This is a genomic window from Novosphingobium sp. KA1, assembly GCF_017309955.1.
Lineage (GTDB): Bacteria > Pseudomonadota > Alphaproteobacteria > Sphingomonadales > Sphingomonadaceae > Novosphingobium.
This window is the reverse complement of the sequence record NZ_CP021247.1, coordinates 145,891-171,325: the sequence shown is the minus strand read 5'-3', so window position 1 is coordinate 171,325 and position 25,435 is coordinate 145,891. Positions and strand designations below refer to the sequence as shown.

The 25,435-nt window shown below is 65.0% G+C and carries 25 protein-coding genes and 2 pseudogenes; 12 read left to right on the top strand and 15 right to left on the bottom strand.

Going from position 1 to position 25,435, the window contains the following annotated elements; all coding sequences use genetic code 11:
- Nucleotides 1-34: 34 nt before the first annotated feature.
- Nucleotides 35-1,012: a metal-dependent hydrolase gene (locus CA833_RS00975; protein WP_207078938.1), complete on the top strand. Its 978-nt coding sequence runs from the start codon at nt 35-37 to the stop codon at nt 1,010-1,012.
- Here the strand turns inward: CA833_RS00975 and CA833_RS00970 are convergent.
- Complete coding sequence (locus tag CA833_RS00970) at nt 981-1,697, bottom strand: phosphatase PAP2 family protein (RefSeq protein ID WP_207078937.1); 717 nt, start codon at nt 1,695-1,697, stop codon at nt 981-983. The two genes, CA833_RS00975 and CA833_RS00970, sit on opposite strands and share 32 nt — an antisense overlap.
- A gap of 41 nt (nt 1,698-1,738) precedes the next feature.
- Here CA833_RS00970 and CA833_RS00965 point away from each other — a divergent pair, with 41 nt between their 5' ends.
- Nucleotides 1,739-3,118 (top strand): deoxyribodipyrimidine photo-lyase, encoded by a 1,380-nt coding sequence (locus tag CA833_RS00965; protein WP_207079890.1) that lies wholly within the window; start codon nt 1,739-1,741, stop codon nt 3,116-3,118.
- A gap of 48 nt (nt 3,119-3,166) precedes the next feature.
- Nucleotides 3,167-4,459, top strand: coding sequence for a cyclopropane-fatty-acyl-phospholipid synthase family protein (locus CA833_RS00960; protein ID WP_207078936.1), 1,293 nt, complete (start codon nt 3,167-3,169; stop codon nt 4,457-4,459).
- A gap of 15 nt (nt 4,460-4,474) precedes the next feature.
- Here CA833_RS00960 and CA833_RS00955 read toward each other — a convergent pair whose 3' ends face one another.
- The 3 genes from CA833_RS00955 to purF form a co-directional block, all read right to left on the bottom strand.
- Nucleotides 4,475-4,813 (bottom strand): PilZ domain-containing protein, encoded by a 339-nt coding sequence (locus tag CA833_RS00955; protein ID WP_142632726.1) that lies wholly within the window; start codon nt 4,811-4,813, stop codon nt 4,475-4,477.
- 93 nt (nt 4,814-4,906) lie between these two features.
- Entirely contained in the window at nt 4,907-5,629 is a 723-nt protein-coding gene (locus CA833_RS00950) for an SDR family NAD(P)-dependent oxidoreductase (RefSeq protein ID WP_142637483.1), read from the bottom strand.
- A gap of 5 nt (nt 5,630-5,634) precedes the next feature.
- Nucleotides 5,635-7,083 carry an amidophosphoribosyltransferase gene (gene purF, locus CA833_RS00945; RefSeq protein WP_142632727.1) on the bottom strand — a complete coding sequence of 483 codons (1,449 nt, stop codon included), beginning with the start codon at nt 7,081-7,083 and terminating at the stop codon, nt 5,635-5,637.
- 403 nt (nt 7,084-7,486) lie between these two features.
- Between purF and CA833_RS00940 the strand changes: the two genes are divergently transcribed.
- The 4 genes from CA833_RS00940 to CA833_RS00925 all read left to right on the top strand — a co-directional run bounded on the left by CA833_RS00940 (nt 7,487) and on the right by CA833_RS00925 (nt 10,274).
- Nucleotides 7,487-8,728 carry a lipoprotein-releasing ABC transporter permease subunit gene (locus tag CA833_RS00940; RefSeq protein WP_207078935.1) on the top strand — a complete coding sequence of 414 codons (1,242 nt, stop codon included), beginning with the start codon at nt 7,487-7,489 and terminating at the stop codon, nt 8,726-8,728.
- Nucleotides 8,721-9,395: an ABC transporter ATP-binding protein gene (locus CA833_RS00935; protein WP_207078934.1), complete on the top strand. Its 675-nt coding sequence runs from the start codon at nt 8,721-8,723 to the stop codon at nt 9,393-9,395. The genes CA833_RS00940 and CA833_RS00935 overlap by 8 nt, the downstream gene beginning before the upstream one ends.
- Nucleotides 9,396-9,487: 92 nt before the next feature.
- The gene (locus tag CA833_RS00930; protein WP_207078933.1) at nt 9,488-9,772 is read left to right on the top strand and encodes a hypothetical protein; all 285 of its coding nucleotides are present in this window, start codon (nt 9,488-9,490) and stop codon (nt 9,770-9,772) included.
- A gap of 10 nt (nt 9,773-9,782) precedes the next feature.
- Complete coding sequence (locus tag CA833_RS00925) at nt 9,783-10,274, top strand: glutathione peroxidase (RefSeq protein WP_207078932.1); 492 nt, start codon at nt 9,783-9,785, stop codon at nt 10,272-10,274.
- A 67-nt stretch (nt 10,275-10,341) separates the two neighbouring features.
- On the opposite strand, the gene CA833_RS00920 is transcribed toward CA833_RS00925, so the two are convergent.
- Both CA833_RS00920 and CA833_RS00915 read right to left on the bottom strand, forming a co-directional pair.
- Entirely contained in the window at nt 10,342-10,983 is a 642-nt protein-coding gene (locus tag CA833_RS00920) for an RcnB family protein (RefSeq protein WP_207078931.1), read from the bottom strand.
- On the bottom strand, nt 10,984-11,241 hold the full coding sequence (locus tag CA833_RS00915; protein ID WP_142632733.1) for a hypothetical protein: 258 nt from the start codon (nt 11,239-11,241) through the stop codon (nt 10,984-10,986).
- Nucleotides 11,242-11,265: 24 nt separating this feature from the next.
- On the opposite strand from CA833_RS00915, the gene dnaE reads away from it, so the two are divergent.
- Nucleotides 11,266-14,868, top strand: coding sequence for a DNA polymerase III subunit alpha (gene dnaE / locus CA833_RS00910; RefSeq protein WP_142632734.1), 3,603 nt, complete (start codon nt 11,266-11,268; stop codon nt 14,866-14,868).
- A gap of 119 nt (nt 14,869-14,987) precedes the next feature.
- Nucleotides 14,988-16,586, top strand: a complete 1,599-nt coding sequence (locus tag CA833_RS00905; RefSeq protein WP_207078930.1) for a long-chain fatty acid--CoA ligase — start codon at nt 14,988-14,990, stop codon at nt 16,584-16,586.
- A gap of 54 nt (nt 16,587-16,640) precedes the next feature.
- Here CA833_RS00905 and CA833_RS00900 read toward each other — a convergent pair whose 3' ends face one another.
- The 3 genes from CA833_RS00900 to CA833_RS26820 form a co-directional block, all read right to left on the bottom strand.
- Nucleotides 16,641-16,925, bottom strand: a complete 285-nt coding sequence (locus tag CA833_RS00900) for a hypothetical protein (protein WP_142632735.1) — start codon at nt 16,923-16,925, stop codon at nt 16,641-16,643.
- Nucleotides 16,926-17,131: 206 nt separating this feature from the next.
- The gene (locus tag CA833_RS00895) at nt 17,132-18,205 is read right to left on the bottom strand and encodes a PA0069 family radical SAM protein (RefSeq protein WP_207078929.1); all 1,074 of its coding nucleotides are present in this window, start codon (nt 18,203-18,205) and stop codon (nt 17,132-17,134) included.
- Nucleotides 18,206-18,504: 299 nt separating this feature from the next.
- Nucleotides 18,505-18,696, bottom strand: a complete 192-nt coding sequence (locus CA833_RS26820; RefSeq protein WP_242526198.1) for a DUF6771 family protein — start codon at nt 18,694-18,696, stop codon at nt 18,505-18,507.
- Nucleotides 18,697-18,785: 89 nt separating this feature from the next.
- Here CA833_RS26820 and CA833_RS00890 point away from each other — a divergent pair, with 89 nt between their 5' ends.
- Nucleotides 18,786-19,088 carry a hypothetical protein gene (locus CA833_RS00890; RefSeq protein ID WP_207078928.1) on the top strand — a complete coding sequence of 101 codons (303 nt, stop codon included), beginning with the start codon at nt 18,786-18,788 and terminating at the stop codon, nt 19,086-19,088.
- Between the two features lie 25 nt (nt 19,089-19,113).
- Entirely contained in the window at nt 19,114-19,353 is a 240-nt protein-coding gene (locus CA833_RS00885) for a hypothetical protein (protein ID WP_207078927.1), read from the top strand.
- A gap of 51 nt (nt 19,354-19,404) precedes the next feature.
- Here the strand turns inward: CA833_RS00885 and CA833_RS00880 are convergent, their stop codons facing one another.
- Nucleotides 19,405-20,070 carry a hypothetical protein gene (locus CA833_RS00880; RefSeq protein ID WP_207078926.1) on the bottom strand — a complete coding sequence of 222 codons (666 nt, stop codon included), beginning with the start codon at nt 20,068-20,070 and terminating at the stop codon, nt 19,405-19,407.
- A gap of 38 nt (nt 20,071-20,108) precedes the next feature.
- The gene (locus CA833_RS00875) at nt 20,109-20,897 is read right to left on the bottom strand and encodes a hypothetical protein (RefSeq protein WP_207078925.1); all 789 of its coding nucleotides are present in this window, start codon (nt 20,895-20,897) and stop codon (nt 20,109-20,111) included.
- Between the two features lie 155 nt (nt 20,898-21,052).
- Here CA833_RS00875 and CA833_RS00870 point away from each other — a divergent pair, with 155 nt between their 5' ends.
- Nucleotides 21,053-21,559 carry a TIGR02594 family protein gene (locus CA833_RS00870; protein ID WP_207078924.1) on the top strand — a complete coding sequence of 169 codons (507 nt, stop codon included), beginning with the start codon at nt 21,053-21,055 and terminating at the stop codon, nt 21,557-21,559.
- A 66-nt stretch (nt 21,560-21,625) separates the two neighbouring features.
- On the opposite strand, the pseudogene CA833_RS00865 reads toward CA833_RS00870, so the two are convergent.
- The 4 genes and pseudogenes from CA833_RS00865 to CA833_RS00850 all read right to left on the bottom strand — a co-directional run.
- Nucleotides 21,626-22,015 (bottom strand): annotated as a pseudogene (locus CA833_RS00865) (integrase core domain-containing protein); the annotation flags it as partial.
- Nucleotides 22,016-22,098: 83 nt separating this feature from the next.
- Nucleotides 22,099-22,956: an IS21-like element helper ATPase IstB gene (gene istB, locus CA833_RS00860; protein WP_207077822.1), complete on the bottom strand. Its 858-nt coding sequence runs from the start codon at nt 22,954-22,956 to the stop codon at nt 22,099-22,101.
- Nucleotides 22,953-24,494, bottom strand: coding sequence for an IS21 family transposase (gene istA, locus CA833_RS00855; protein ID WP_370584490.1), 1,542 nt, complete (start codon nt 24,492-24,494; stop codon nt 22,953-22,955). The genes istB and istA overlap by 4 nt, the downstream gene beginning before the upstream one ends.
- 142 nt (nt 24,495-24,636) lie before the next feature.
- A pseudogene (locus tag CA833_RS00850) lies at nt 24,637-25,424 on the bottom strand (IS3 family transposase); the annotation flags it as partial.
- Between the last annotated feature and the right edge of the window lie 11 nt (nt 25,425-25,435).

Genomic DNA, 25,435 nt, shown 5'->3' with positions numbered 1-25,435 from the left:
GATATGCCGCAGTCGATGCAAGACACTGCGGTTCATGGATAATCTCACACATAGTCTGGTCGGTTGGGCGCTCGGTGAAACCGGGCTGAAGAACCGTACGCGCAAGGGGCTGGCGGCGCTGGTCCTGGCCGCCAACATGCCGGATATCGACGTGTTCTTCGGCTGGTCGCCCTGGGCGCCGCTGGCGATGCACCGCGGTTTCACCCACGGGCTTGTGGGCGGTGTCCTGCTGATGCCGCCCTTGCTGGCAGGGCTGCTCTGGCTCTTAGACCGCTGGCAGCAGGGGCGGGGGGCGGTGTTCCGCAGCGGCTTGCCGATGCGGGTCGGCTGGTTGCTGGCGCTCTGCTATCTGGGCGCGCTGACCCATCCCTTGCTCGACTTGCAGAACGTCTATGCGATCCAGTTGCTCTCGCCGATGAGCGCGGAGTGGTTCCATACTGACGGCCTGTTCATCGTCTCGCCGTGGCTGCTGGCCATGCTGGGGGCCGGGATATGGGCAAGCCGGAGGCGGGCCAAACGGGGCGCGGCAAGGGCGGGGCGTCCTGCGAAGGCTGCCCTTGCGGGCGCATTGGGCTTCATTGCCGCCAACATCGGCATTTCGGTTCTCGCCGGCAATGCACCGTCGCAAGGCGCGCCTTATGCCGTGCCCGACCGTGTCTATGCCTCGCCCGAGCCGCTGGCGTTCTGGCGCCGCGACGTGATCTGGCGGCAGAACGGCCATATCGGCTTCGGGCGTTACGATCCGATGCGGAGCCTGTTCACGCTGGTGGACAGCCAGCCGCCGGTTGCGGACAACATGGGCAGTGTGCTGGTGGCGAAAGCCGCGCATGCGACCCCGGAGGCGGCGAAATTCCTCGCGTGGTCGCAGCTCCCCATGGCGCGGATCGAACCGCATGGCTGCACCGCCAGGGTGACATTCGGCGATGCCCGCTTCACCGGGCCTGCGGTGCGGCGCGGCTTCAACACCTCGGTCGAGGTGCCTACGGGCGGTGCGGGATGTCGTGCTCCCTGATGTCTTCGGCGGTTTCCAGCATGACTTCGGCGGGGCGGTAGAGCACGGCGCTGGCGGTGAAGGCCCAGGCCGCGCCGCCCAGCCATCCGGCCATGACGTCGCTCGGCCAGTGAACACCGAGCCAGACCCGGCTCCAGGCAATGGTCAGGCTGATCAGCACGGCGCCGGCAATCAGCGTGTGGCGCACGCCCGCGCGCGGGCTGAGCGCCGCGAAGGCGAGGGCCAGCGCGATATAGGTCGAGGCGGAATTGAAACTGTGGCCGCTGGGGAAGCTGGCGCCGCCCGCTTCGGTCAGGTGCGGCACGATTTCGGGGCGAGGGCGGCCGACCACCGCTTTGAGCAGTGTGTTGACGATGCTGCCGCTGATCACCGTCAGCGCCAGCAGCACGGCTTCCCTGCGGCAGCGCAGCCAGATCAGCGCCACGACGGCGAGGGTGGTGAACAGCGTGATCAGCAGGCTGCCGCCCATCGCGGTGAGATCGCGCACCCATTCCAGCAGCTTGACCGGGCCGAGCGGCCGGAGGTCTCCGGCCCGCCAGAACAGCAGGCCGATCCGGTCGAAGTGCTGGGTGCGTCCGGTGGGAACCGCCCAGACGAACGCCGCGAAGCTGGCCCAGCAAAGCAAGGCGGCCATCGCGGCTTTGCGGGGATCGATGCGGTGGGGGGCTTTGGGTATCGTGTTCATGAGGCTAGGAAACCGTGATGACTGACAAGCGTTCCGGCACCATGAATACTCCCGTGATCGTCTGGCTGCGGCGCGACCTGCGCCTGTCAGACCAGCCTGCCATTGTCGAGGCCGCAAGCAAAGGGCCGGTGATCCCGGTCTATGTGCTGGACGACGAGACGCCGAAACATCGCCGCATGGGCGGCGCCTCGCGCTGGTGGCTGCACCATTCGCTCGCCAGCCTCGATGCTGCCTTGCGCGAGAAAGGGTCGCGGCTGATCCTGCGCCGGGGCAGATGCGAAGAGGTGCTGGCGGATCTTGTGCGGGAGACGGGCGGGGGCGAGGTCCATGCGCTCCACCACTACGAACCGTGGTGGCGCAATGCCGAGAAGGCGGTGGGCAAGGTGGCGGACCTGCATCTCCACCACGGCAACTACCTCGCGCCGCCGGGATCGGTGCTGAACGGCTCGGGCAATCCCTACCGCATCTACACGCCGTTCTGGCGGGCGCTGAACGAGCGCATGCCGCCGCACGATCCGCTGGAATGCCCGGAGAGGTTCGACGCGCCCGAGGCATGGCCGCAGTCCGACCGGCTGGAGGACTGGAACCTCCTGCCCAGCAAGCCCGACTGGGCTGGCGGCATGCGCGACATGTGGCAACCGGGCGAGGGGGGCGCGCGCCAGCGGCTTGAGGACTTCGTCGAGGAGGCCGCGCGTTATGAGGCGCAGCGCAATCTGCCGTCGATCGAGGGCACCTCGTTCCTCTCGCCGCATCTGCACTTCGGCGAGATTTCGCCCGCGCAGATCTGGCATGCGGTGGCGGATGCGGGCGGTTCGGTCGGCACGTTCCTCGGCGAGCTGGGCTGGCGCGACTATGCGCAGAACGTGCTGCTGATCCTGCCCGATTACGGCAGTCGCTCCGCCAAGGAGGATTTCTCGTTCCTGCAATGGCGCACGGGCAAGGGCGCCGAGGAAGACCTCAGGGCGTGGCAGCAGGGCAGGACCGGCTATCCCATCGTCGATGCCGGGATGCGCCAGCTCTGGCACACCGGCTGGATGCACAACCGGGTGCGGATGATCGCCGCCAGCTTCCTCATCAAGCACCTGCTGATCGACTGGCGCGAGGGCGAGCAGTGGTTCTGGGATACGCTGGTCGATGCCGACTACGGGTCCAACGCGGTGAACTGGCAGTGGAGCGCGGGCTCGGGCGTCGATGCGCAGATGTTCGTGCGGATCATGGCGCCGCTCAGCCAGTCGGAGAAGTTCGACGCGGCCGCCTATATCCGCGAATGGGTACCTGAACTCGCCGATCTCCCCGACGGCGAAATCCACGATCCCGCACCGATGGTCCGTCCCAAGGGCTATCCGGCCAAGATCGTCGAACACCGAGACGGTCGCGAGCGGGCTCTGGCGGCCTGGCAGCACGTCAAGACAAGCGGCTAGTCCGTATGGGCAATTGCCCGGAGGCACCATAGGGTTCATACTTATGCGATGAACGCGCAGGCGCCCGCACGCGGAGAGGAGCTGGTCGACGGCGGCCGTGCCATCGGCGCGGGGCCGCAGTGGCTGGCAAAGGTGTGGTCGGGCGGCGTCGCCAAGGTGCTGGACCGGATCGATGCCGGTCTGGCGCGCGGTTCGATCGAGACCAGGCTGCCTTCGGGCGAGACCCGGCTGCTCGGTGGCCGGGAGCCCGGGTTCGCGGCCCATGTCGAGATCCGCAACTGGCGGGCGCTGCTGCGGCTGGCAACGGCAGGCTCGGTCGGCTGGTATCAGGCCTGGGAGGCGGGCGAGTGGGACAGCCCCGATCCCGTGGCGATCTTTGCCCTGTTCATGAACAATGCCTTGAGCCTGGGCAACACGGCCCGCGCGCACGGCCCCTGGCGGCTGGTGAGCCGGTTCGTGCACTGGCTGCATCGCAACAGCCGCTCGGGATCCTTGCGCAACATCCACGCGCACTACGATCTCGGCAACGATTTCTACGAGGCCTGGCTGGGCGGCACGATGCTCTATTCGAGCGCGATCTATCCGCGCGAGGGCGGGCGGCCCAATGCCCTTTCGCAGTTCGTGACGCCGCTGGACGCGGCGCAGTCCACCAAGATCGCGGCGATGGCGGAGCGGCTGGCGCTGGAGGCGGGACAGAGCGTATTGGAGATCGGTTGCGGTTGGGGCACGCTGGCGGCGTTTCTGGCCGAAAGCAAATGCGTTTCGGTGGAGGCGATCAGCCTGTCCGACCAGCAGCTTGCCTATGCCCGGGCGCGCTGGGCGCCGGGCAAGGGCGGCGTGACATTCCGCAAGCAGGACTATCGCGACGTCTGCGGGCAGTACGACGCCATCGCCTCGGTGGAGATGGTGGAGGCGGTGGGGCGCCAATACTGGCCCGATTTCCTCGACTGCATCGCCCGCAACCTCAAGCCGGGCGGGCGGGCGGCGATCCAGTTCATCGCCATGGATGAGCGAATCTTCGAGCCTTATGCGCGCAGTGCCGACTTCATCCAGACCTTCATCTTCCCCGGCGGCATGCTCATCAAGGAACCCGAGTTCCAGCGCCTTGCGGCCGAACGCGGGCTATCGTGGGAGAAGCGTCATGGCTTCGCGCGGGACTATGCGCGCACGCTTCGCGAATGGCGCGACAATTTCGACGCGGCGGTCGCGGCGGGGCGGCTGCCGCCCGGCTTCGACGACCGCTTCATCCGCCTCTGGCGTTTCTACCTGATGTATTGCGAGGGCGGGTTCCTGGGCGGCGGCATCGACGTTGCGCAGGTCACCCTGGTGAAGCGCGGGTAGAGGAAAAGCGCGCGCTCAGCTTCCCGAGCCGCTCCAGCGGGCAAGGATGGTCTCGAGGATGATCGGGCTGAGCAACTGTTCGAAGGAGCAGCCGACCAGCCCGTCCTGCCACCAGACCACGCGACTGGGCAGCGATTCCATGCCGGGCAGGGTCAGCCAGCAATAGGTACCGGGATGAAGGCGGCTGATCGCGGTGGCCGAGAAGCCGGAGAGCGAGAGATCGCGCACCGCGGTCTGGTAACCCTTGGTGCCCGAGGCGCGAAAGCCGGCCGGGATGGCGATCCGCACGCGCGGCGCGCTGCGGTCTTCCTGGGCGGCGACTTCGTAGCGTTGCGGCGGCTGTGTCCTGATCATCGTGGCGGTACCCGTCCCGTTGGAACGGCGCCCCTGCTTGGGGGCAAGGGGCGCCGTCCGGACGAAAGATCGCGCCGCGCGGTTACCGCCGGGTTAGGAGGTCTGGTTAACGTCTTCGTGGTGGCCGCTCTCGAAGGGTTCGCCAAGCAGCGCTACGAGGCGCGCGGCAACGACTTGCGGCGGCTTGACCGAGGCAGGGGCCTCGCCCGGATAGGCGCGGGCGCGCATCGCGGTGCGGGTGGCGCCGGGATTGACCACGGCAACGCGCACTTTCGAGGTGTTGCGGGTTTCCTCGGCATAACATTCGAGCAGCATGTCGCTGGCGGCCTTGGACGCGGCATAGGCGCCCCAGAAGGCACGCGGCTTGCTGGCGACGGTGCTGGTCATGCCGATCACGCGGGCATCCTGGCTCTTGCGCAGCAGCGGATCGAAGTTGGCGATCAGCGCCTGCGTGGCGAGGACATTGGTGGTGAGCGCCTTGTTGAAGGCGCGCTGGTCGATGTCGGCCACACTGGTCAGCTCGGGCAGGATCGCCGCGTTGACGACGAGGATGTCGAGCTTGCCCCAGCGCTGCGAGACGGCGGTGGCGAGGCGGGCGATGCCGTCGGGCTCCACCAGGTCGACCGGCGCGATGGTGGCCGCGCCGCCCGACTGGTAGATCTGTTCCTCGATTCCCTCGAGCGCCTTGGTATCGCGCCCGGTCAGCAGCACGTGCGCGCCGGCCTGCGCCAGCGCGATGGCCGTGGCCGCACCGATGCCGCGGCTCGAACCGGTGACAAGCGCCACCTGTCCGTCGAACGGCTTTGCCCCCGCCACTTCGCTCACGCCGCGGTCAGCTCGGTGCTGAAACGGTCGGTGAAGTCGGTCAGCTTGGTCGGATATTCGCCCGAGAAGCAGGCGTCGCAGAACTGCGGGCACTTCTTGATGCGCTTTTCCTCGCCGACCGCGCGGTAGAGACCGTCGATCGAGACGAAGGCCAGGCTGTCGGCCTTGATGAAGTCCGCCATGGCCTGGATGTCCATGTTGGCGGCCAGCAGCTTCGAACGCTCCGGCGTGTCGACGCCGTAGAAGCACGAATGCTCGGTCGGCGGGCTGGCGATGCGCATGTGCACTTCGGCAGCGCCGGCGTCGCGCATCATCTCGACGATCTTCATCGAGGTGGTGCCGCGCACGATCGAATCGTCGATCAGGATGATCTTCTTGCCTTCGACGACCGCGCGGTTGGCGTTGTGCTTGCGCTTCACGTCGGCATGGCGGGCCGCGTCACCCGGCTGGATGAAAGTGCGGCCGACATAGTGCGAACGCACGATGCCCAGCTCGAAGGGAATGCCCGACTGCTGGGCATAACCGATGGCGGCGGGCACGCCGCTGTCGGGAACCGGGATCACGACGTCGGCGGCGGCAGGCGCTTCCTTGGCCAGTTCCATGCCGATCTGCTTGCGCACGCCGTAGACCGAGCGGCCATCCATCACCGAGTCGGGACGGCTGAAGTAGACGTGCTCGAAGATGCAGGGGCGAGGGGCCGGGTTGCCGAAGGGGCGGTGGCTGGAGATCGTGCCCTTGTGGTCCACCTGAACCATTTCGCCCGGCTCGATCGAGCGGATGAATTCGGCGCCGATCACGTCGAAGGCCACGGTTTCCGAGGCAAACACGGTGGCATCGCCGATGCGGCCCATGACCAGCGGACGGATGCCCAGCGGATCGCGGCAGGCGATCATGCCTTCCGCGGTCATGCAGATCAGCGAATAGGCGCCTTCCACCATGCGCAGCGCGTCGACGAAACGATCGAGCAACGTGGGGTAGCGGCTGGTGGCGACGAGGTGGATGATCACCTCGGTGTCCGAGGTCGACTGGAAGATCGAACCCTTCGACACCAGATCGCGCTTCAGCGTCATCGCGTTGGAGATGTTGCCGTTGTGGGCGATCGCGAAACCGCCGTCGGCAAGGTCGGCAAAGAGCGGCTGCACGTTGCGCAGGCCCGAACCGCCGGTGGTGGCGTAACGCACGTGGCCCGAGGCCATGGTGCCGGGCAGGGTATCGAGCTCGCGCTGCGAGAACACCTGCGCCACGTGGCCGAGGCCGCGGTAGGAGTGGAACTCCTGGCCCGAGAAGCTGGTGATGCCCACCGCTTCCTGCCCGCGATGCTGGAGCGAGTGAAGCCCGGCGGCAGCGATATTCGCCGCCTCACGAGCACCGATTACGCCGAAGATGCCGCACTCTTCGCGCAGCTTGTCCCCGTCGGCGTCAAGGAAGGGGTTAGTCAGGTTCATGGGTGTTTTTTCCGGCCCGGTGGCACGTCAGTGGCTGGCGCGCATTTGGATCGGATCGGGCGGAAATGCAAGGGGAGAAGCCAGCATCTTGGCAAGGCGCCCGGATGGCAGGGCTCTGGGGGCGCTTCGCCACGGGCTCGTGCAGGCTGATGCACCGTCCGGATGACCGGATGATGACAGCGGGGGAGCCCGTTTCGGGGCGAATCATCCCCGGCGGCGAGCGGCAGGCGATGCGGGAACCCTCCGGCGCTTCACGTATTGTTCAGCCACGCAGATCCACCCCGGCACTGGCTTGCGGTCCCGCTGGCCCGTGCGCTGAACAGTGCGTTTACCCGTGCGCTTGCCAGTATCGGCGCATAGCCTTAATGCCGCCTCATCCCTCGATCTCAGACGGACCCGTCGCTTGATCCTTTCCCCTTTTGAATGGACCATTGCCAAGCGCTACATGCTGCCCGGAAAGGGCGAGCGCTTCATCGCACTGGTTGCCGGCATCAGCCTTGTTGCCGTCATGCTCGGCGTCGCCGCGCTGGTCATCGTCATGAGCGTCATGAACGGTTTCCGCGCCGAACTCTTCGACAAGATCGTCGGCCTCAACGGCCATGCGATCGTCCAGGGCTACGGCGGGCGGATCGACAACTGGCAGGGCGTGCTCAAGGACGTCCGGGATACGCCCGGCGTCGTGCGTGCCTCGCCGCTGATCGAGCAGCCGCTCATGACCACCTTCAACGGACGGGTCGAGGGCGTGCAGGTGCGCGGCAATACCGCCGAGGACATCGCCCGGCTCAAGGGCAAGGTGAAGGACGGCAGCCTTGCCGCCCTGCGGCCCGGCAGCGATACGGTGGCGATCGGCACCGAGCTTGCCAAGAATCTCGGCGCGCAAGTGGGGGACACGATCACCGTGATCAACCCGTTCGGCCGTTCCACCCCGTTCGGCACGGTGCCGCGTCAGGTCGCCTACCGGGTCGGCGCGATCTTCGAGATCGGCGTCTACGATTATGACAGCGCCTTTGTGGTGATGCCGATGCAGGATGCGCAGACGCTGCTGCTGACCGGCGATACCGTGGGCATGATCGAGGTGACCACCACCGACCCCGACCGCGTCGAGACGATCCTGGCCCCGGTCCAGCGCAAGCTGGCCGGCCGCGCCGTGATCACCGACTGGAAGACCCTCAACGCCTCGCTGTTCGAGGCGCTGGCGGTGGAGCGGGTGGCGATGTTCGTGGTGCTCTCGATCATCGTGCTGGTGGCGGTGTTCAACATCCTGTCCTCGCTGATCATGCTGGTGCGCGCCAAGACCCGCGACATCGCGATCCTGCGCACGATGGGGGCGACGCGTCGCTCGCTGCTGAAGGTCTTCGTGACGACGGGCTTCTGCATCGGCGCGCTGGGGACGGTGGCCGGCGTGATCATCGGCTTCATCTTCCTCCATTTCCGCCAGCCCATCGTCCATGGGGTGGAGATCGTCACCGGCCAGAACCTTTGGGATCCCTCGATCCGCTTCCTGACCGAACTGCCGTCGCGTTCGGACCCGGTGGAGATCGCGGTGATCTGCGTGATGGCGCTGGTCTTCAGTTTCCTTGCCACGCTCTACCCGGCCTACAAGGCGGCGAGCACCGATCCCGTGCAGGTCCTGCGTTATGAATGATCCGGTAGTTCGCCTCAAGGCGCTGACCCGCAGCTTCGAGCAGGGCGGCGTCACCATCGACGTGCTGCGCGGCGTCGACCTCGACGTCCAGCCCGGCGAGATCGTGGCGCTGCTGGGCCCCTCGGGCTCGGGCAAGTCGACGATGCTCCAGGCCATCGGCCTCCTGGAAGGCGGTTTCGGCGGGCTCATCGAGATCGCCGGCATCAACGCCTCGAAGCTCGGCAAGGACGAGCGCGCGGCGGTGCGGCGCGATCACATCGGCTTTGTCTACCAGTTCCACCACCTGCTGCCCGATTTCAACGCGATCGAGAACGTGGTGCTGCCGCAGCTCATCACCGGCAAGCCACGCGCGGAGTGCGAGGAGCGGGCGAAGGAACTGCTGGGCGCGCTCGGCCTCGGCCAGCGCCTCGATCACCGCCCGAGCAAGCTTTCCGGCGGCGAGCAGCAGCGTGTGGCGGTCGCCCGCGCTTTGGCCAATCGCCCGCGCCTGGTGCTGGCGGACGAGCCCACCGGCAATCTCGACGAGGCGACCGCGGACAAGGTCTTTGCGCAGTTCCTCGACCTCGTGCGCGGGCAGGGCAGCGCGGCGCTGGTCGCCACCCACAACGAGCGGCTGGCAGCGGCGATGGACCGCGTGGTGCGGCTCCATGAGGGCGTCCTGGCCTGAGGGAACCGGCAAGCGCATCACTCGTTGAATTCCGTGATTTCGCATACCAGATACAGTAGAACAGCAGATACTTGAGGAAAGGATCGCAGGACATGAGCGACATTCCGTCCACCATCCGGGCAGAGAGCGCCGGACCCGAACGGTTCCATTGGGAAGACTCGGCGGAACTGCACAAGTGCGCGGACGGCGGCGGCCTGTTCCACAACCTCAAGGTCATTCGCCGGGGCAGCGTGTCCCAACTCGTGCGGTTCGTGATGAGCCTGCCCGAGGACGAGCAGGACGACTACGCGATCCAGAAGGACGGCGACCGCACTTTCCGCATCGGCGAGATCCGCGCGCTGTCCCGCCGCGCCGACTTTCCTGCCACCGGCGCGTGAGTTCGCCGGCTTGAGCAAGGATCCGCGCACGATCGCCGACTTCACCGCGGCCCTGCCCAGCGGCGAGACGGTCAGTCTTGCCGACCGGGCGGGCAAGGTGCTGCTTGTCGTCAATACCGCCAGCAAGTGCGGGTTCACGCCGCAGTACGCGGGGCTGGAGCAACTCTGGCGCATGCACGGGGCGCAGGGTTTCGAGGTCATCGCTTTTCCCTGCAACCAGTTCGGCGGCCAGGAACCGGGTGATGCCGACGAAATCGCCGGCTTCTGCGAGGTGAACTACGGCCTCTCCTTCCCGCTGATGGGCAAGGTGGAGGTCAACGGCGACAATGCGCCGCCGCTCTGGCAATGGCTCAAGGCCGAGGCGCCGGGGGTGCTGGGCAGCAAGTCGATCAAGTGGAACTTCACCAAGTTCCTGATCGGCCGCGACGGCAAGGTCGTGCGCCGCTATGCGCCGACCGACAAGCCCGAGACCATCGAGCAGGACATCGTCAAGCTGCTCTGATCCGCCCGCATGGGCGCGATCGGCAAAAGGGGCGCGGCCGCCATGGCCGCGCCCCTTTTCCGTCGGCTCAATAGAAGGCGCCGTAGATCACGTCGACGACGGCGCGGGTGCGACGGTCGACCAGCAGCAGGTCGGGGCCATAGCGTACCCAGTAGTAGCCCGGAGGCGGCGGTCCGACGCCGATCATCGCGTAGTTCTGGAACAGGTAGGTCGAGGACAGGAAGATCGCGGGCAGGATCATGTGAACATGCCAGCGGCGATAGCCGTAGCCGCGGGGATAGCGGTACGGCGGCGCATGCATGGGCCGGAACGTGCTCGGGCGGCCCATGCCGGGGCGGTGCGGCTGATGGACGGCCGGCGGGCGGCCGTGGTCCGGCGGCGGACGGTGGCTGCTGCCGCCGTGCCCGTTGTCGTGCCCGTTGCCATGACCGTTGTCCGGGGGGCGATGGGCGTTGCCGCCGCCACTGGGCGGGCGTTGGTTGTTACCACCCCCGCCACCCGGCGGGCGCTGGTTGTTGCCGCCGCCCGAGGGCGGACGGGTCACGTTTCCGCCACCGCCGCTCGGCGGGCGGTTGGCATTGCCGCCTCCGCCCGGTGGCCGCGATGCTCCGGGGCGCTGGTGCTGCTGCGCCAGTGCCGCGAATTCGTCGGGCAGCAGTCCGTCCGGCGCCAGCAGCAGGGGGATGATGGCAAGATAGGCGTACCTCATTCAGAGTTCTCCCAGTACGGCCATGACAATCCGGCGATCTTCGGAGCGATCCGCATTCGTGGCCCGTCGAGGTTGGACATCGCGCAAGCGGGGCAAACCGGACTCGATGAAGTTTTTCGGGACGATGCTCCTGTTTTCAGTCGCTTTCAAGGCTCGGCTGACGATCCTGTCCGGGTTGCCGGGGCGTCCGTCCGCACGTCTGTCCACGGGCTTATCCCCAGCCCCCATGTTGATCGCGCGGCCCTCTTGATCGCGCATGGGGGCAGCGCCTAAATTCCCGCGATGGCCTATGCACCCTTTGTCCCGCTGCGCATCTTTTCGAGCTTCACGATGCTGGACGGGGCAATCGATCCCAAGGCCGCGGCCAAGCTGGCGAAGGAGCGCAAGTTCCCTGCCGCCGCGATCTGCGACCGCAACGGTCTTTACGGCGCGCCGATGTATGCCGGTGCCTGCAAGGGCGTGGGCGTGCAGCCGATCGTCGGCACGTTCCTCGCCATCGGCCGTCCCGGCGCCGTCGCGCAGGGGCAGGAGCGGCCGATCGACTGGCTGGCTCTGCTGGCGCAGAACGAGGCGGGCTGGCTCAACTTGTGCGATCTGGTCAGCCGCGCGCATCTTGACCGTCCGCTCGAACTCGACGCCCATGTCGAACTCGAAAGCCTGCGCGGCCATACCGACGGCCTGATCTGCCTGACCGGCGGCGACGAGGGCGCGCTGGCGCGGCTCTACGCGGCGGGCAAGGCCGAGGCGGCGGAACGCTATTGCGACACCCTGCAATCGCTGTTTGGCGACCGTCTCTACATCGAGATCACCCGCACCGGCGAGGCCGTGGAGGACGAGAGCGAGGAAGACCTGATCGCGCTCGCCTATGAACGCGACATCCCGCTGGTCGGCACCAACCCGGCGCAATATGCCGAGGCCAAGTTCCACCCGGCGCACGACGCGCTGCTCTGCATCGCCAACTCGACGCAGGTCGACGCCGCCGACCGTCCGCGTTCCTCGTCGGAACGCTGGGTCAAGCCGGTCGAGATGATGCAGGAGCTGTTCGCGGATCTGCCCGAGGCGCTGGCGAACACGCTCGTCGTCGCGCAGCGCTGTGCCTACATGCCGCCGCGCCGCAAGCCGCTGCTGCCCAGTCTCGCCGGTGACCTCGAGGGCGAGGCCCGGATGCTGGCGGACAATTCGCGCGCGGGCCTTGCCCGCCGTCTCGCGCCGTACTGGCCGGACGTGACCGAGGCGGAACTCGACGCCGCCATGGCGCTGCAGGGCGAGGAGCGCGAGGCCGCCTACAAGGAACTCGCCCAACGCGGCGTCACCGAGGATTTCCTCGACTACGCCAGGCGCCTCGATTTCGAGGTGCAGATCATCGTCGGCATGGGTTTCCCCGGCTACTTCCTGATCGTGGCCGACTTCATCAAGTGGGCCAAGGACAACGACATTCCAGTGGGGCCGGGCCGTGGTTCGGGCGCCGGCTCGCTGGTCGCCTGGGCGCTCACCGTCACCGACCTCGATCCGCTCAAGCTGGGCCTGCTGTTCGAACGCTTCCTGAACCCGGAACGCGTCTCGATGCCGGACTTCGATATCGACTTCTGCGAAACCCGGCGCGGCGAGGTGATCCGCTACGTCCAGCGCAAGTACGGCGACGATCACGTGGCGCAGATCATCACGTTCGGCAAGATGAAGGCCCGCGCGGTGCTGCGCGACTGCGGGCGCATCCTGCAGATGGGCTACGGCCGCGTCGACAGCCTGTGCAAGATGGTGCCCAACCATCCGACCGACCCCTGGACGCTGACCGAGGCGCTGCACGGCCGCAAGAAGCACGGCGTCACCTCCGATCCGCCGGTCGCCGAATTCCGCCGCGAATACGATGTCGACCATGAGGTGAAGCGCCTCGTTGACCTCGCCGTGCAGCTCGAAGGCCTGCCGCGCAACTCGTCCACCCACGCGGCGGGCGTGGTCATCGGTGATCGTCCGCTGGCGCAGCTGGTACCGCTCTACCGCGATCCGCGATCGGACATGCCGGTGACGCAGTTCGACATGAAGTCGGTGGAAGACACCGGCCTCGTGAAGTTCGACTTCCTCGGCCTCAAGACGCTCTCGGTGCTCAAGAAGGCCTGCGACCTGCTGGCCCGGCGCGGGATCACCATCAACCTGTCGACGCTCGGCTGGGACGATCCGGCAGTCTACGAACTGCTCAAGCGCGGCGATACGGTCGGCGTGTTCCAGCTCGAATCGGAAGGCATGCGCCGCACGCTGGCGGCGGTGAAGCCGACCAACTTCGGCGACATCATCGCGCTCGTCTCGCTCTACCGCCCGGGCCCGATGGACAACATTCCGCTGTTCGGCAGGCGCAAGAACGGGCTGGAATCGATCGAATACCCGCACGACAAGCTGGCGGGCATCCTGGGCGAGACATACGGGATCTTCGTCTACCAGGAACAGGTCATGCAGGCCGCGCAGATCCTGGCAGGCTATTCGCTGGGCGACGCCGACCTTCTGCGCCGCGCGATGGGCAAGAAGGTCCAGGCGGAAATGGACAAGCAGCGCCAGCGCTTCGTCGATGGCTGCAAGGACGTGTCCGGCATCGATGCGGCCAAGGCCAACGAACTGTTCGACTTGATCGACAAGTTCGCCGGCTACGGCTTCAACAAGTCGCACGCCGCCGCCTACGCGCTGCTCGCCTATCACACCGCCTGGTTCAAGGCGCACTACCCGCACGAATTCTACGCCGCCTCGATGTGCTTCGACATGCACCAGTCGGAAAAGCTGGCGATTTTCGTGGACGACGCGCGCCGCAATGGCATCGAACTGGCCCCGCCCGACATCAACATGTCCGAGGCCGAGTTCTGCGTCGAGGAAACGCATGACAGCCACGCGGTGCGTTACGCGCTCGCAGGCATCCGCAATGTCGGCGAGAAGGCGATGGAGGCGATCGTTGCCGAGCGCGAGGCGAACGGCAAGTTCGTCAGCCTCGACGACGTGTTCCGCCGTGCGCCTGCCGGATCGATGAACCGCCGCCAATTGGAAAGCCTCGCGGCGGCAGGCGGGTTCGATGCCCTCGAGCCCAACCGCGCCAAGGTGCTTGCCAATGCGGATACCCTGTTGGCCGAGGCGGACCGGTCCTCGCGCGAGCGCAATTCGGACCAGAACAGCCTGTTCGGCGGCGACGATCATGTCGAGCAGGACCTGCGTCTCGTCGATGCCCAGCCCTGGAGCCGCATGGACCAGATGGCCAAGGAGCGCGAGACGTTCGGCTTCTACTTCGCGGCCCATCCGGTCGAGCAGTACCGCGCGGTGGCATCGGCCAACGGCGCGCGGACTTTCTCCAGCCTGATGGCGGGCGGCAGCGGCGGCGGCCGGGCCGGGGCTGTCATGGCGGCGATGGTCGAGAACGTGCAGAAGCGAAAGACCAAGCGGGGCAAGGACTTCGTCATGGTCGACTACTCGGATTCGTCGGGCAACTTCTCGGCCTGCTGCTTCGAGGAAAGCATGGTCGAGAGCTTCGTGAAATGGGGCAAGGAGAGCGCCTGCGTGCTGCTCACCGTCGAGCTGGACAGCCCCAATCCCGACGAGCCGCCGCGCGTGACCGTGCGCGGGGCACGCCCGCTTGCCGAAGTGAAGGCGGATGCGCGCATGTTCCTGACCCTCGACATCGACCGCATCGAGGCGGTGCAGGAACTGGCCATGCTGGTGCGCACCGGCGCGCCCGGCTGCGGCGAGATCATGGCGACACTGCATCTGGGCGGCGGCAAGACGCAGAAAGTGCGCCTTGGCCGTGATTTTGCGCTGGATGGCGATTTTGCCGAGCACCTTGCCAGCGTCGCGGGGCTGTCCAACATCTCGCTCGTCGCCCGGCGCGGTCCCGAGGGGCTGCGGCAGGCGGCGTAAGAGTGCGCGGAATCCCGAATTGATACAGGTCTGTCGGAATTTTCCGCCGGGCCGAGGCGCGCATGTCTTGCGTCCTGCGAATGAACGTTCATACCTTCGGTGCATAGCGGGAGATGGCTATGCCGGGAGACATGCAGGACTGGGAGCTGCGGGTATCGGGTTTGCTCGATCACGCGGCGTTTCAGCATGGATCGCGCGAGATCGTGACGCGCTGGGCGGATGGCTCGCAGTCCCGCACCAGCTGGGCCGGGGTGCGCCATGATGCGCTGAGGATGGTGCAGGCGCTGCGGCGGATGGACGTCTATCCGGGCGAGCGGGTGGCGACGCTGGCGATGAACCACGGGCGCCATCTGGCCGCCTGGTTCGGCGCCACCGGCGCGGGCTGTGTGCTCCATACCCTCAACCCGCGCCTGTTCGACGAGCAACTCGCCTGGATCGTCAATCACGCCGAGGATACGGTGCTGATCTATGACGCGGCGTTTCGCCCGCTGGTCGAGCGGATCCTGCCGTCTTGCCCGACCATCCGGCGCACCATCTGTTTCGACGCGCGGTCCTGGGGGCCGGACTTCGAGGACTGGCTGGCGGCCGAGGACGGCGAGGCGGACTGGACCTCCGGCTGCGAACTGGCGCCCTGCATGCTGTGCTACACCAGCGGCACGACGGGCGATCCCAAGGGGGTGCTCTATTCCCATCGCTCGCAGGTCCTGCATACGCTGGCGATGATCGCGCCTTCGGCGCTCGACCTGGCGCCGCGATCGGTGGTCCTGCCGGTGGTGCCGATGTTCCATGCCAACAACTGGGGCCTGCCCTGGGCCTGCGCGGCGACCGGCGCCAAGATGGTCTGGAGCCAGACCAACGAGGCCGAGGCGCTGTGCGCGCTCATGGACCAGGAATTGGTGACGCATGTCGCGGGCGTGCCGGCGGTATGGTTTGCGATGTTCGAGCATCTTGACCGCACCGGTGCGGCGCTGCCGCCGATCCGGCAGGCGCTGTCGGGGGGATCGGCGGTGCCGCGCAGTGTCGTCGAGCGGCTGATGCGCGCGGGCGTTCGTGTGGCGCAGGCCTGGGGAATGACCGAGACCTCGCCCATCGCCACCGTCGCCTTTGAGCCTGCCGGGTGGGATGACATGACCTTCGACGAACAGGTCACCTGCAAGAGCAGCCAGGGACGGCCGCTCTACGGGGTCGAAGTGCGGGTGGTCGGCCTGGAGGGGCAGGGCGCTCCCCTGCTGCACGACGGGATCTCCGCCGGGGCGTTGCAAGTGCGTGGGCCGTGGACGGTGAAGCGCTATTTTCGCGCCGAGGACGATGCGGTGGATCACGACCAGTGGTTCGATACCGGCGATGTCGCCACCATCGCCGCCGACGGCACCCTGCATCTGACCGACCGGACCAAGGACCTCATCAAGTCGGGCGGGGAGTGGATCAGTTCGGTCGAGCTGGAAAATGCCGCGGTTGGCCATCCCGAGGTCATCGAGGCCGCGGCGATCGGCGTGCCCCATCCGCGCTGGGACGAAAGGCCGCTGCTGGTCGCGGTGCGCAAGCCGGGCAGCGTGCTTGGCGCGCAAGACTTGCGGAACTATCTCGCCGGGAAAGTGGCGCGGTGGTGGCTGCCGGATGCCATCGAGTTTGTCGGCGACCTGCCTCATACCGGCAGCGGAAAGCTCGACAAGAAGGCGCTGCGCCTGCTTTTTGCCGATTACACGCTGCCGGTATGAGAACTTGTGCCCGGGAAATGCGCGTTTCGCGCGTTTTCAAACGGGCTCAGATGCTTACTTGTCCTTGTTGGCGAGGTCGCCGGCGGCACTCTCGGCCGCGTCGCCAACCTTGTCGGCGGCTTTGCCGATGTCGTTTGCCGCATTGGTCACGGCATTGTCGCGCAGCGCCTCGCTCTCGTTCTGGCGGCTGAACAGGTAGAGCCCGCCGACGACCGCGACCAGCAGGACGAGCGCCATGACGATGCCGGTGCCGCCGGACGATCCGCGCTCCCGGATCACGGTGGTGGTGTGGGTGGGGGTTTCCGGCCGGCGCTCGGTTTCGACTATCCTCTCGTCCATTGCGGTTCTCCTGTCCTGTCTTGTCAGTGACTGTCGATGGAGAGGGGAACACGCGGGAGGCGCTTCGGTTTCATCGGTCACGGTATTCCCGCCGGCGTTTCATCCCAAATGCCGCGCCTCCCTGGGCAAAATCCTCGCTTATCAGCATCATGGTCTGCTGGCACTCCTCGATGCCCACGGCGCAGCGGCGTTTATGCGTTTATAGCCTAGAACAGCGCGAGCTGCCCGTCGCGGCTGGGCGGCCGGAATTGCGAGCAGTCCAGCGCGACCTGGGGTTTGCCGAAGCCCAGGCGCCGCATCGTGATGGCGAAGCGTTGCCGGAACACTTGCGCCCAGACGCCCTCGGGGCGGAAGCGGGAAAAGAACGCGGGATCGTTGTCGCGCCCCGCGCGCATGGCCTGGATGGTTGCCATGACCTTGCCGGCGCGGTCCGGGAAATGCGTCTGGAGCCATTCGCGGAACAGCGGCGCGACTTCGTGGGGCAGGCGCACGATGATCCATGAGGCGCTGCGGATGCCTTGCGCGGCGGCGGCTTCGAGGATCTCCTCGATGTAGTGGTCGGTGATTGCCGGGATCACCGGCGCTACCGAGACATGCGTGGGCACCCCGGCCGCCGCCAGCTTGCCCAGCGCAGCAAGGCGCTTGGCCGGAGCCGCCGCGCGCGGCTCCAGCAGGCGCGACAGGGCCGGGTCCATGCTGGTCACCGATATTGCGACATGGGTCAGGTTGTGCCGCGCCAGTTCGGCCAGCAGGTCGAGATCGTGCAACATGCGGTCGGACTTTGTGGTGATCGTTACCGGATGGCGCACTTCCAGGCAGAGTTCGAGGATCTGCCGGGTAATCCGGTAACGCGCCTCGATCGGCTGGTAGGGATCGGTGTTGGTGCCCATGGCGATCGGGGCAGGGCGGTAACCCGGCTTTGCCAGCGTTTCGCGCAGCAGCCTTGCCGCCTGCGGTTTCACGAAAAGCCTGGTTTCGAAATCGAGGCCGGGGGACAGGTCGTGATAGGCATGGGTCGGCCGGGCAAAGCAATAGATGCAGCCGTGCTCACACCCCACATACGGATTCACACTTCGGTCAAACGGGATGTCTGGGCTTGAATTAAAAGACAAAATGGAGCGCGGGGTGAGTTCGGTTACGGTCGTTCTGACCTTGCCCTGAGGGCCATCAATGGCTTCCTGATCGTCGAGCCAGTCCCCGTCAGCTTCGCGCTGCGGCAGATTGAAACGGCGGCTCGCCTGATTGGTCGGTGCCCCGCGTCCTGAGATCGGTGCTTTCATGTCAGCCCCTCAGCCGCCGTGTTAAATTCGACCAGTCCTGCTGGCTCGCCATCCAGAGCGGGCGGTCAGGCAGGTTAGGGGTAGGGCGGATGGTGTCAGGGCGACCTTTGCACTTCGAACAGCGGAGGTACAGGTGCGCGATAGCGGTCGCAGTGTTCCAAGCGTGGCAGAGGAACCAGCGGTAGACCTTCGCCGCGTCGAGGACGCCACGGTGGCGGCATTTCCCACATACGACTTCGAGATTGGCGTCTCGCTTCGGGAAGTCCCCGAGGTCCTTGAAGCTGATGTTCGCTCCCACGTCACGGGAACAGCTTCAGCTGATCGGGGTCAGGTATGCCGGGATATCCGGTTAGCCGCTCTACGATGCTCTGAGCGAGTTCGGCTGCTGCCCTCTCACGCATACGCTCGTCAGGCATTGTGATGCCAACCCGTGCCCATGCAGGGGCAGTTAGGATTGCCTCGGATAGCTGCTGGGGGTCGATTCGTTCCATGCCCTGAGAATAGAACGTAACGGGAACATCGGCAAGCGGCAGCGACAAACCGTTGGCCGCATTGAAATCCAGTCATTATGTCTGGACCGATGATGACTGCTGAACCCATCGCTAGCCAAATCGCTCTCGGAGCAAGCCTTCTTGCGGCGGTCGTCGGACTGTACGCGGCATGGCTCTGGTGGAAGGCGAGCAAGATCGAAATGCCTGCCTACGATCCACCGCTCGCCTCTATTAGCGATGCGCCGGAAATCCACATCATGGACGCAACCGTGCGGCTGGATGAGGGCTACAGGCGTCTCGCGATATCAGGTGAACTGAATGCCAAAGCAGCCCGTTGGACGGCTGTTGCGGCAGCATTGACGGCAATCGCTGTCGTCTTGGGCGCACTTTAATCACACCAGTCATGGAGGATTGAAAATGTCATTGCGTATCGTCCAGCAAGCCGTCTTGGATCGGCTGAAAAACGGGCCTGTCACGGCGGTCGATGGGACATTGCCTGTTCCTCCACATCAACGCGAGGATATCGAAGCAGCTATCGATAAGCTACTGGAGGACAGGAAGGTACGAATTTATGGCGCACCAAATGCGAACTGCTTCTTTGGGAAAGATCCCGAAGCGTTCTATCTCCCTCATCACGAACACCTAGTCGAACGCTGATCCAGTCGTGGAGAAGCCCGGCAGAAGCCTGCCGGGCAATCCTGTTAGCAGTCACTTTAGCAGCGAGCGGACCTTCTCAATTACGAGGCTATCTAGGCCAAGCCAGCCGTCGGCTCGACCTGCCAAATAATCCAAAACCGCCTGCTTCTGTTCTTCGAGCCGTTCCACCTTCGCTACCAACAATTCCATTCCTGCATTGCTTTGCACAATCACTGGCGAACCGGTCTTGCGGAGATAGTCACCTACAGCCTCGGCCAGCGCCTTATCGGTAAGGCCGAAGCCAGAGATTGTGTTGCCACCCTCGATGACCAGATTGTCGATGACAGCCTTACTAACGACCGATGCCGTTTCGTAGGCTTCACAGATGCGGCGCGCCGCTTCGGCGCTGTTGAGTGCTACGGTCAGGAGCGGCGCAGTGTCGATGGTCAGATTGTCGATGCCAGCTTTACCGATGGCGGCAGGCGGCACGGTGATTTCGTCTTCGTCAAACAGGGCGTCAATCTCTGCGCGCAGCGCTTCGTCGGAAGCATGGCGCGCCTTGATCTCGCGGTGAAGCGTCTCCGGCCCGCCTTGTCGCCTGACACGGCTCTTGAGAAGTGCCTGTTCTGTTGCATCCGGCCATTCAGTGGTGTGAGCGAACCAAGCGTTCATGGCATCGCCGATGGTAGCGTACTCGGTGCCCAAGAGTTTATCGATAAAGTGCTTTGCGTTTGTCATTTCGTCTCCAATTCTTAGCGTTGGGTTCCGTCTAATTATCACTCGGACAGAAGCTGTCCGTAGGGCGTCAGGTCGGCCTTCTCGGCACGTCCACCAATCTGCTCATTGCACCTGCGGATGATCGCTTCGGCGTCCGTCTCAGGCCATTCGAACAAGCCGTCTTCGCTGGTGACAACAGGCTTTTCCAAGTGCAGGGCGGCTGGTGCGCTCCTTGCCTCAAAACGGCGAGGGTCCATGCTCTGGTAAAGGTGCTGCGTCTCCTTGATCTTGCCGCGTGGCGCGATCACGGCACCATCTGCGACATACTGCGAGCAACGCCCGTCAACGTGGATCAAGTGGGTAGGGGCCATATTGCCCTCTGCGGCATTGTAGACGCCGAGTTCCTCGCTCAGGACGGCAGCTAGTCGGGCATACTGTTCGGCATTCACGCTCTCGGTGAGAGGGAACACGACTGTTATGGATGGCTCGCCTTTGCGGCTCAGGCTGTCCATGATGATGTGCGCATAGCCGAGGTCAGTGGCCTTGGTGTGCAGGGCCAGGGCGATTTCTGCCCCGTTATCCTTGGTGCGGTATTCGAGGACAATGGCGGTCGCGGTCTGCCAATACTCCTTCGTATTGTTCGTCGCTTTCGTGCCGCGCCATTCGCTGAAACTCCACGCTACAGGTTCGCCAGCATGGTTTGCCATCTGCCTAATCAGGCCAGTCATGTAACTCTGGATGCCTGCGCAGTTGTATCCTGCATTAGGATCGAGACAAGCCTTGTAGGTATCGGCGTAGCTGTATGAGCGTGGGTTCGCGTAGAAGCGTGTAAGGGTAATCGAAATCATCTGTCATTCTCCGGTCAAGAGTTGCGACAGCTTTTTCTGCTGTCCAACTATTTACCCGGAACCCGTCAGAATACCCTGATATAGGGTCAAAACGGGCCAAAAGGGCCAAAGCTGGGGAGAGTGACTAATCCGTTCCAGCAATCGGCGCAGAACCCGTGCTCGATAACTACAAGATGGAAAAATGGATCAAGGTCGCCCGTACCTATATCGGGCTTAAGGAATACCCCGGCACTGCCAACAACCCGACGATCATGGGATGGGCAAAGAGCCTCGGCACTAAAATCCTCGGCATTGCCTACGGCGCTGATAGCGTTCCGTGGTGCGGCCTCTTCGTCGCGCATTGCATCAAGGAAGCTGGTCTAACGCCCGTCAGCATCGCTGTTAGGGCCAGTGCTTGGGAGAAGTGGGGTCAGTCCTGCAAGCCTACCCCCGGCGCTGTCGTGGTGTTCACCCGTAGCGGTGGCGGCCATGTGGGCTTCCTCGTCGGAGAGAACGAGGCGAACTATCGTGTTCTGGGTGGCAACCAGAGCGATGCCGTCAATGAAACATGGATCGCGAAGTCACGTTGCTCTGCCATTCGTTGGCCTGCCGGTATGACGCCACCAACGACGCCATTGCCGAAGCTAACTGTCGGCGGTGCAGTATCCAAGAATGAAGCCTGACCTGTTCAGAGCTAAGTAAGAGGGCAGGTGCTTGATCGGCCCCCACCGAGTGGTCCGGGTTATTTGTTAGTGTAAGATTGCCTCCGGCGCCATGGCCGGCCGCAGGTGGAGCGAAGCGGAACCGGAGGGCGGCCATGGCGGCGTCGCTGCTTCCGGGGCCGGCGGCCGGTAGCCCAGCGAGCTGTGCGGCCTGACAGTGTTGTAGTGCCGCCGCCAAGCCTCGATCAGGATCTTAGCCTCGGCCAGGGTGTAGAAGATCTCACCGTTGAGTAGCTCGTCACGCATCGAGCCGTTGAAGGACTCGCAGTAGCCATTTTCCCACGGGCTGCCGGGGGTGATGTAGAGCGTCTTCACACCGATCCTGCCCAGCCATTCTTGCACGGCATTGGCGATAAATTCGGGGCCATTGTCCGACCGTATATGCGCAGGCGGCCCACGCGTGACGAACAGATCGGCCTGTAGCGCGACAAACAGGATGAGGATTGCGCGTCAATCAGGATGAGAATGTGATTGTCGCGGCGCGTCATCCAGTGCCGATTTTAATTGTCGCTGGCAAGGACCTCGTTCTCATCCTGATTGTCGCGGATGGTCTCGAGGACTTTTGGAGTGGTGTAAGCGGCAGGACGTCCAGCCCCGGTGCGGCGGGCCTGAGCCGTGCGCCGGCGATAACTTTCGACGTTCATCTCGAAGATCGTGGCGTGATGCACGAGCCTGTCGACCGCAGCGAGCGTCATTGCTGGGTCCGGGAAGACGCGGTTCCATTCGCCGAAGGGCTGGTTAGCGGTGATAAGCAGGGATCTGCGCTCGTATCGGGCACTGATCAGTTCGAAGAGGACGGAGGTCTCCGCCTGGTCGCGTGAGACGTAGGCGAAGTCGTCGAGAATGAGCAGATGATACTTGTCGAGCTTGGCGATTGCGGATTCCAGCGTCAGTTCGCGGCGAGCGACCTGCAGACGTTGGACGAGGTCAGAGGTGCGGGTGAACAGTGCTCGCCAGCCATTTTCCACCAATGCTAGGCCGATCGCCGCCGCCAGATGGCTTTTGCCGCCGCCTGGCGGGCCGAACAGGATGAGATTGGAACCTTGGTCGAGCCAGCCATCGCCGGCGCACAGGGCCATGACCTGGGCCTTGGAGATCATCGGCACGGCCTCGAAGGCAAAGCAGTCCAACGTCTTGCCCGCCGGCAGGTGGGCTTCAGCCAGATGACGCCCGATCCGGCGGCGATCGCGTTCGGCGAGTTCGTGTTCGGCGAGAGCTGCAAGGAACCGGCTCGCGGGCCATCCTTCCTTATCCGCCTGGGCCGCAAAATCTCCCCAGATATGCTTGATGGTTGGCAAGCGCAGTTCATTGAGCATCAGGCCCAGGCGCTGTGCGTCGATCATGGGAGCCGTGCTCATGCCGCTTCTCCCTGTTCGATCAGCCCGTCGTAGATCGAGAGCGAGACCATCTCGACCACAACTTCGGGCAAAGTGGCGGGATCGGGGCTAAAGCGGCCCCGAAGTGCCGACAGGCATGGGGTCCTGCGGATTGCCAGGTCCTCCTCCAGGATATGGGCGAGCTCCGCCTCACAGGCGCGCTCGTGGGCCATGGCCAGAAGCTCAACCATGATCCGGCAGGCTTCTTTCTCGCCCACAGCTTCCAGCAAGTGCTCGAACATGAGGCGGTAGGGTGCGCGGGGGAACAGGCTGTCACGATAGACCAATCCACGCAGCGCCATCGGCTTGCGGCGCAGGGAATGAATGACATGGCGATAATCGACAACGTGGCCGTGCTTACCGTTCACACCGGCGCGGCCGCGCTGCAGGGTCATGAGCCTTGTGCCGCCGATGAAGACATCGAGACGGTCGTCGTAAAGGCGCACTCGCAGGCGATGACCGATCAGGCGCGAGGGGACCGTGTAGAAGACCTTGCGCAGGGTGAAGCCGCCCGAGGACGTCACTGTCACAAGGACTTCCTCGTAATCGGTAGTCCTTGCGTTCGGGAGGGATTGCAGCGCCTTGCGCTCAGCATCGATGCCGGGACCGTGGCGCCGGTTCCTTGCGGTCACGACTTCGTCGATGAAGCGGCGATAAGCGGCAAGGTCGATGAAGTCCGTGGTTCCGCGCAGTAACAGCGCGTCCTTCACTGCAGCCTTGATATGACCGTGGGCGCTCTCGATCGCACCGTTCTCGTGGGCAATGCCTGTGTTGTTGCGCGTCGGCTCCATTCCATAATGGGCGCATAGGGCGTCATAGCGCCTGGTCAGGTCGGCCTTCGCATCGGCGTCCAGATTGCGGAAGGCGGCCGACAGGCTGTCGGTGCGGTGGAGCCTGGGCGCTCCGCCGGCAGACCAGAGCGCATTCTGCAGCCCTTCGGCTAGGGCGACGAAACTCTCGCCGCCCAGAATGACGTGTCCATGTTCAAAGCCGCCGCAAGGCAGGCGGAAGTGATAGAGCAAGTGGTCCAAGGGTGCCCCGGCGATGGCGACCTCCAGATCGTTCATGCACGTAAAATCGGACATGCCGAGCCGCCCCGGCTCATGAACCTGCCTGAAGATGACTTCCCGATCCTGGCCGTTCAGAGCGCGCCAGTCGCGAATACGCCTCTCCAGGGTTCGTCGTGAGCCGAACTCGGTATCCGGGTACCGGCGGCGCAGTTCCTCGAAGATCGCGACAGGACGAAGACCGGGAGCGGCCTCCAGCATCGGCACGACAACCTCCTCGAAAATGCCCGATAGCGGATCAGGGCGCCGTCGGCCGCGCGGCGCCTGTCGCTGGGAAGGCAGGCGCGCATCCTGCAGCACCCGATAGCCGGTCGCCGGGCTGAAACCGGCCTTTGCCGCTGCCAGGGCGACGGGATCGTTACGTCTGTGGGTCATGAAAAGTCTCACCTGATGATCGTTGATGTGTCGGCCCGCCACACGCCAGGTCCTCCTTCCCAAGAAAACCCAATGCATAGCGGCCGCCGCGACCATCACAGGCACCCTTCAAAACGCGCCTCCTGCGTTCCGGCATCGGCTACGGGCTACGCCCTTCGCCAATCCCGGAACGCAGGATTCTCATCTTGTTTGTCGCGCTTTCTCACCCTGAATGTCGCGCGACATCGGCCAGCGCCGCCAGCACATCCTCGCTCCTGAGCCGTCGCGCGACCGGCAAGGCCAGGCACTCCCGACTGGCCTCGTCGATGATCGACAAGATGCGGAACTTGCGACCATCATGCGTGCGGCCCTCGACGAAGTCGTAGGACCACACGTGCCCCGGATATTCGGGCCGCAGCCGGATGCACGATCCGTCATGGAGCCAGAGCCTTCCGCGCTTCGGCTGCTTTTGCGGCACCTTGAGCCCCTCGCGGCGCCAGATGCGCTCGACCCGCTTACGGTTCACATGCCACCCCGCATCGCGCAGCAGGGCGGTCACCCGGCGATAGCCGTAACGACCATATTGCCGGGCGAGAGCGATGATGTCCTCCGTCAGTGCGGCTTCGTCATCCGCCCCGCGTGGCGCCTTGCGCTGCGTCGATCGATGTTGCCCGAGCACACGGCACACCCGCCGCTCGGAGACAGCCATGATCCCTCGGATGTGATCGACACAGCGGCGGCGTCTGGCGGGGCTCAATAGTTTCCCCGCGCCGCCTCCTGCAGAATCATTTTATCGAGCGTCAGATCCGACACCGCCTGCCGCAGCCGGGCGTTCTCTCGCTCGAGATCCTTCATCCGCCGTGCCTGATCCATCTTCAGCCCGCCGTACTCCTTGCGCCAGCGGTAATAGCTCTGTTCGGTGACGCCGATCCGCCGGCAGGCGTCGGCCACCGTCCCGCCCTGCGCCAACACGATCTCCGCCTCACGCAGCTTGCCGATGATCTCCTCCGGCTTGTGCTTCCGAGCCATTCCATTCCTCC

What these genes read in the sequence shown, in the direction of transcription:
- dnaE (WP_142632734.1), top strand. Translation starts at nt 11,266, where the DNA reads ATGGCCTATGCACCCTTTGTCCCGCTGCGCATCTTTTCGAGCTTCACG.
- CA833_RS00960 (WP_207078936.1), top strand. Translation starts at nt 3,167, where the DNA reads ATGAACGCGCAGGCGCCCGCACGCGGAGAGGAGCTGGTCGACGGCGGC.
- CA833_RS00900 (WP_142632735.1), bottom strand. Translation starts at nt 16,925, where the DNA reads ATGGACGAGAGGATAGTCGAAACCGAGCGCCGGCCGGAAACCCCCACC.
- CA833_RS26820 (WP_242526198.1), bottom strand. Translation starts at nt 18,696, where the DNA reads ATGGAACGAATCGACCCCCAGCAGCTATCCGAGGCAATCCTAACTGCC.
- CA833_RS00935 (WP_207078934.1), top strand. Translation starts at nt 8,721, where the DNA reads ATGAATGATCCGGTAGTTCGCCTCAAGGCGCTGACCCGCAGCTTCGAG.
- CA833_RS00880 (WP_207078926.1), bottom strand. Translation starts at nt 20,070, where the DNA reads ATGACAAACGCAAAGCACTTTATCGATAAACTCTTGGGCACCGAGTAC.
- CA833_RS00930 (WP_207078933.1), top strand. Translation starts at nt 9,488, where the DNA reads ATGAGCGACATTCCGTCCACCATCCGGGCAGAGAGCGCCGGACCCGAA.
- CA833_RS00890 (WP_207078928.1), top strand. Translation starts at nt 18,786, where the DNA reads ATGATGACTGCTGAACCCATCGCTAGCCAAATCGCTCTCGGAGCAAGC.
- purF (WP_142632727.1), bottom strand. Translation starts at nt 7,083, where the DNA reads ATGAACCTGACTAACCCCTTCCTTGACGCCGACGGGGACAAGCTGCGC.
- CA833_RS00895 (WP_207078929.1), bottom strand. Translation starts at nt 18,205, where the DNA reads ATGAAAGCACCGATCTCAGGACGCGGGGCACCGACCAATCAGGCGAGC.
- CA833_RS00955 (WP_142632726.1), bottom strand. Translation starts at nt 4,813, where the DNA reads ATGATCAGGACACAGCCGCCGCAACGCTACGAAGTCGCCGCCCAGGAA.
- CA833_RS00905 (WP_207078930.1), top strand. Translation starts at nt 14,988, where the DNA reads ATGCCGGGAGACATGCAGGACTGGGAGCTGCGGGTATCGGGTTTGCTC.
- CA833_RS00965 (WP_207079890.1), top strand. Translation starts at nt 1,739, where the DNA reads ATGAATACTCCCGTGATCGTCTGGCTGCGGCGCGACCTGCGCCTGTCA.
- CA833_RS00975 (WP_207078938.1), top strand. Translation starts at nt 35, where the DNA reads ATGGATAATCTCACACATAGTCTGGTCGGTTGGGCGCTCGGTGAAACC.
- CA833_RS00885 (WP_207078927.1), top strand. Translation starts at nt 19,114, where the DNA reads ATGTCATTGCGTATCGTCCAGCAAGCCGTCTTGGATCGGCTGAAAAAC.
- CA833_RS00915 (WP_142632733.1), bottom strand. Translation starts at nt 11,241, where the DNA reads ATGCGCGATCAAGAGGGCCGCGCGATCAACATGGGGGCTGGGGATAAG.
- istB (WP_207077822.1), bottom strand. Translation starts at nt 22,956, where the DNA reads ATGAGCACGGCTCCCATGATCGACGCACAGCGCCTGGGCCTGATGCTC.
- CA833_RS00970 (WP_207078937.1), bottom strand. Translation starts at nt 1,697, where the DNA reads ATGAACACGATACCCAAAGCCCCCCACCGCATCGATCCCCGCAAAGCC.
- istA (WP_370584490.1), bottom strand. Translation starts at nt 24,494, where the DNA reads ATGCATTGGGTTTTCTTGGGAAGGAGGACCTGGCGTGTGGCGGGCCGA.
- CA833_RS00920 (WP_207078931.1), bottom strand. Translation starts at nt 10,983, where the DNA reads ATGAGGTACGCCTATCTTGCCATCATCCCCCTGCTGCTGGCGCCGGAC.
- CA833_RS00875 (WP_207078925.1), bottom strand. Translation starts at nt 20,897, where the DNA reads ATGATTTCGATTACCCTTACACGCTTCTACGCGAACCCACGCTCATAC.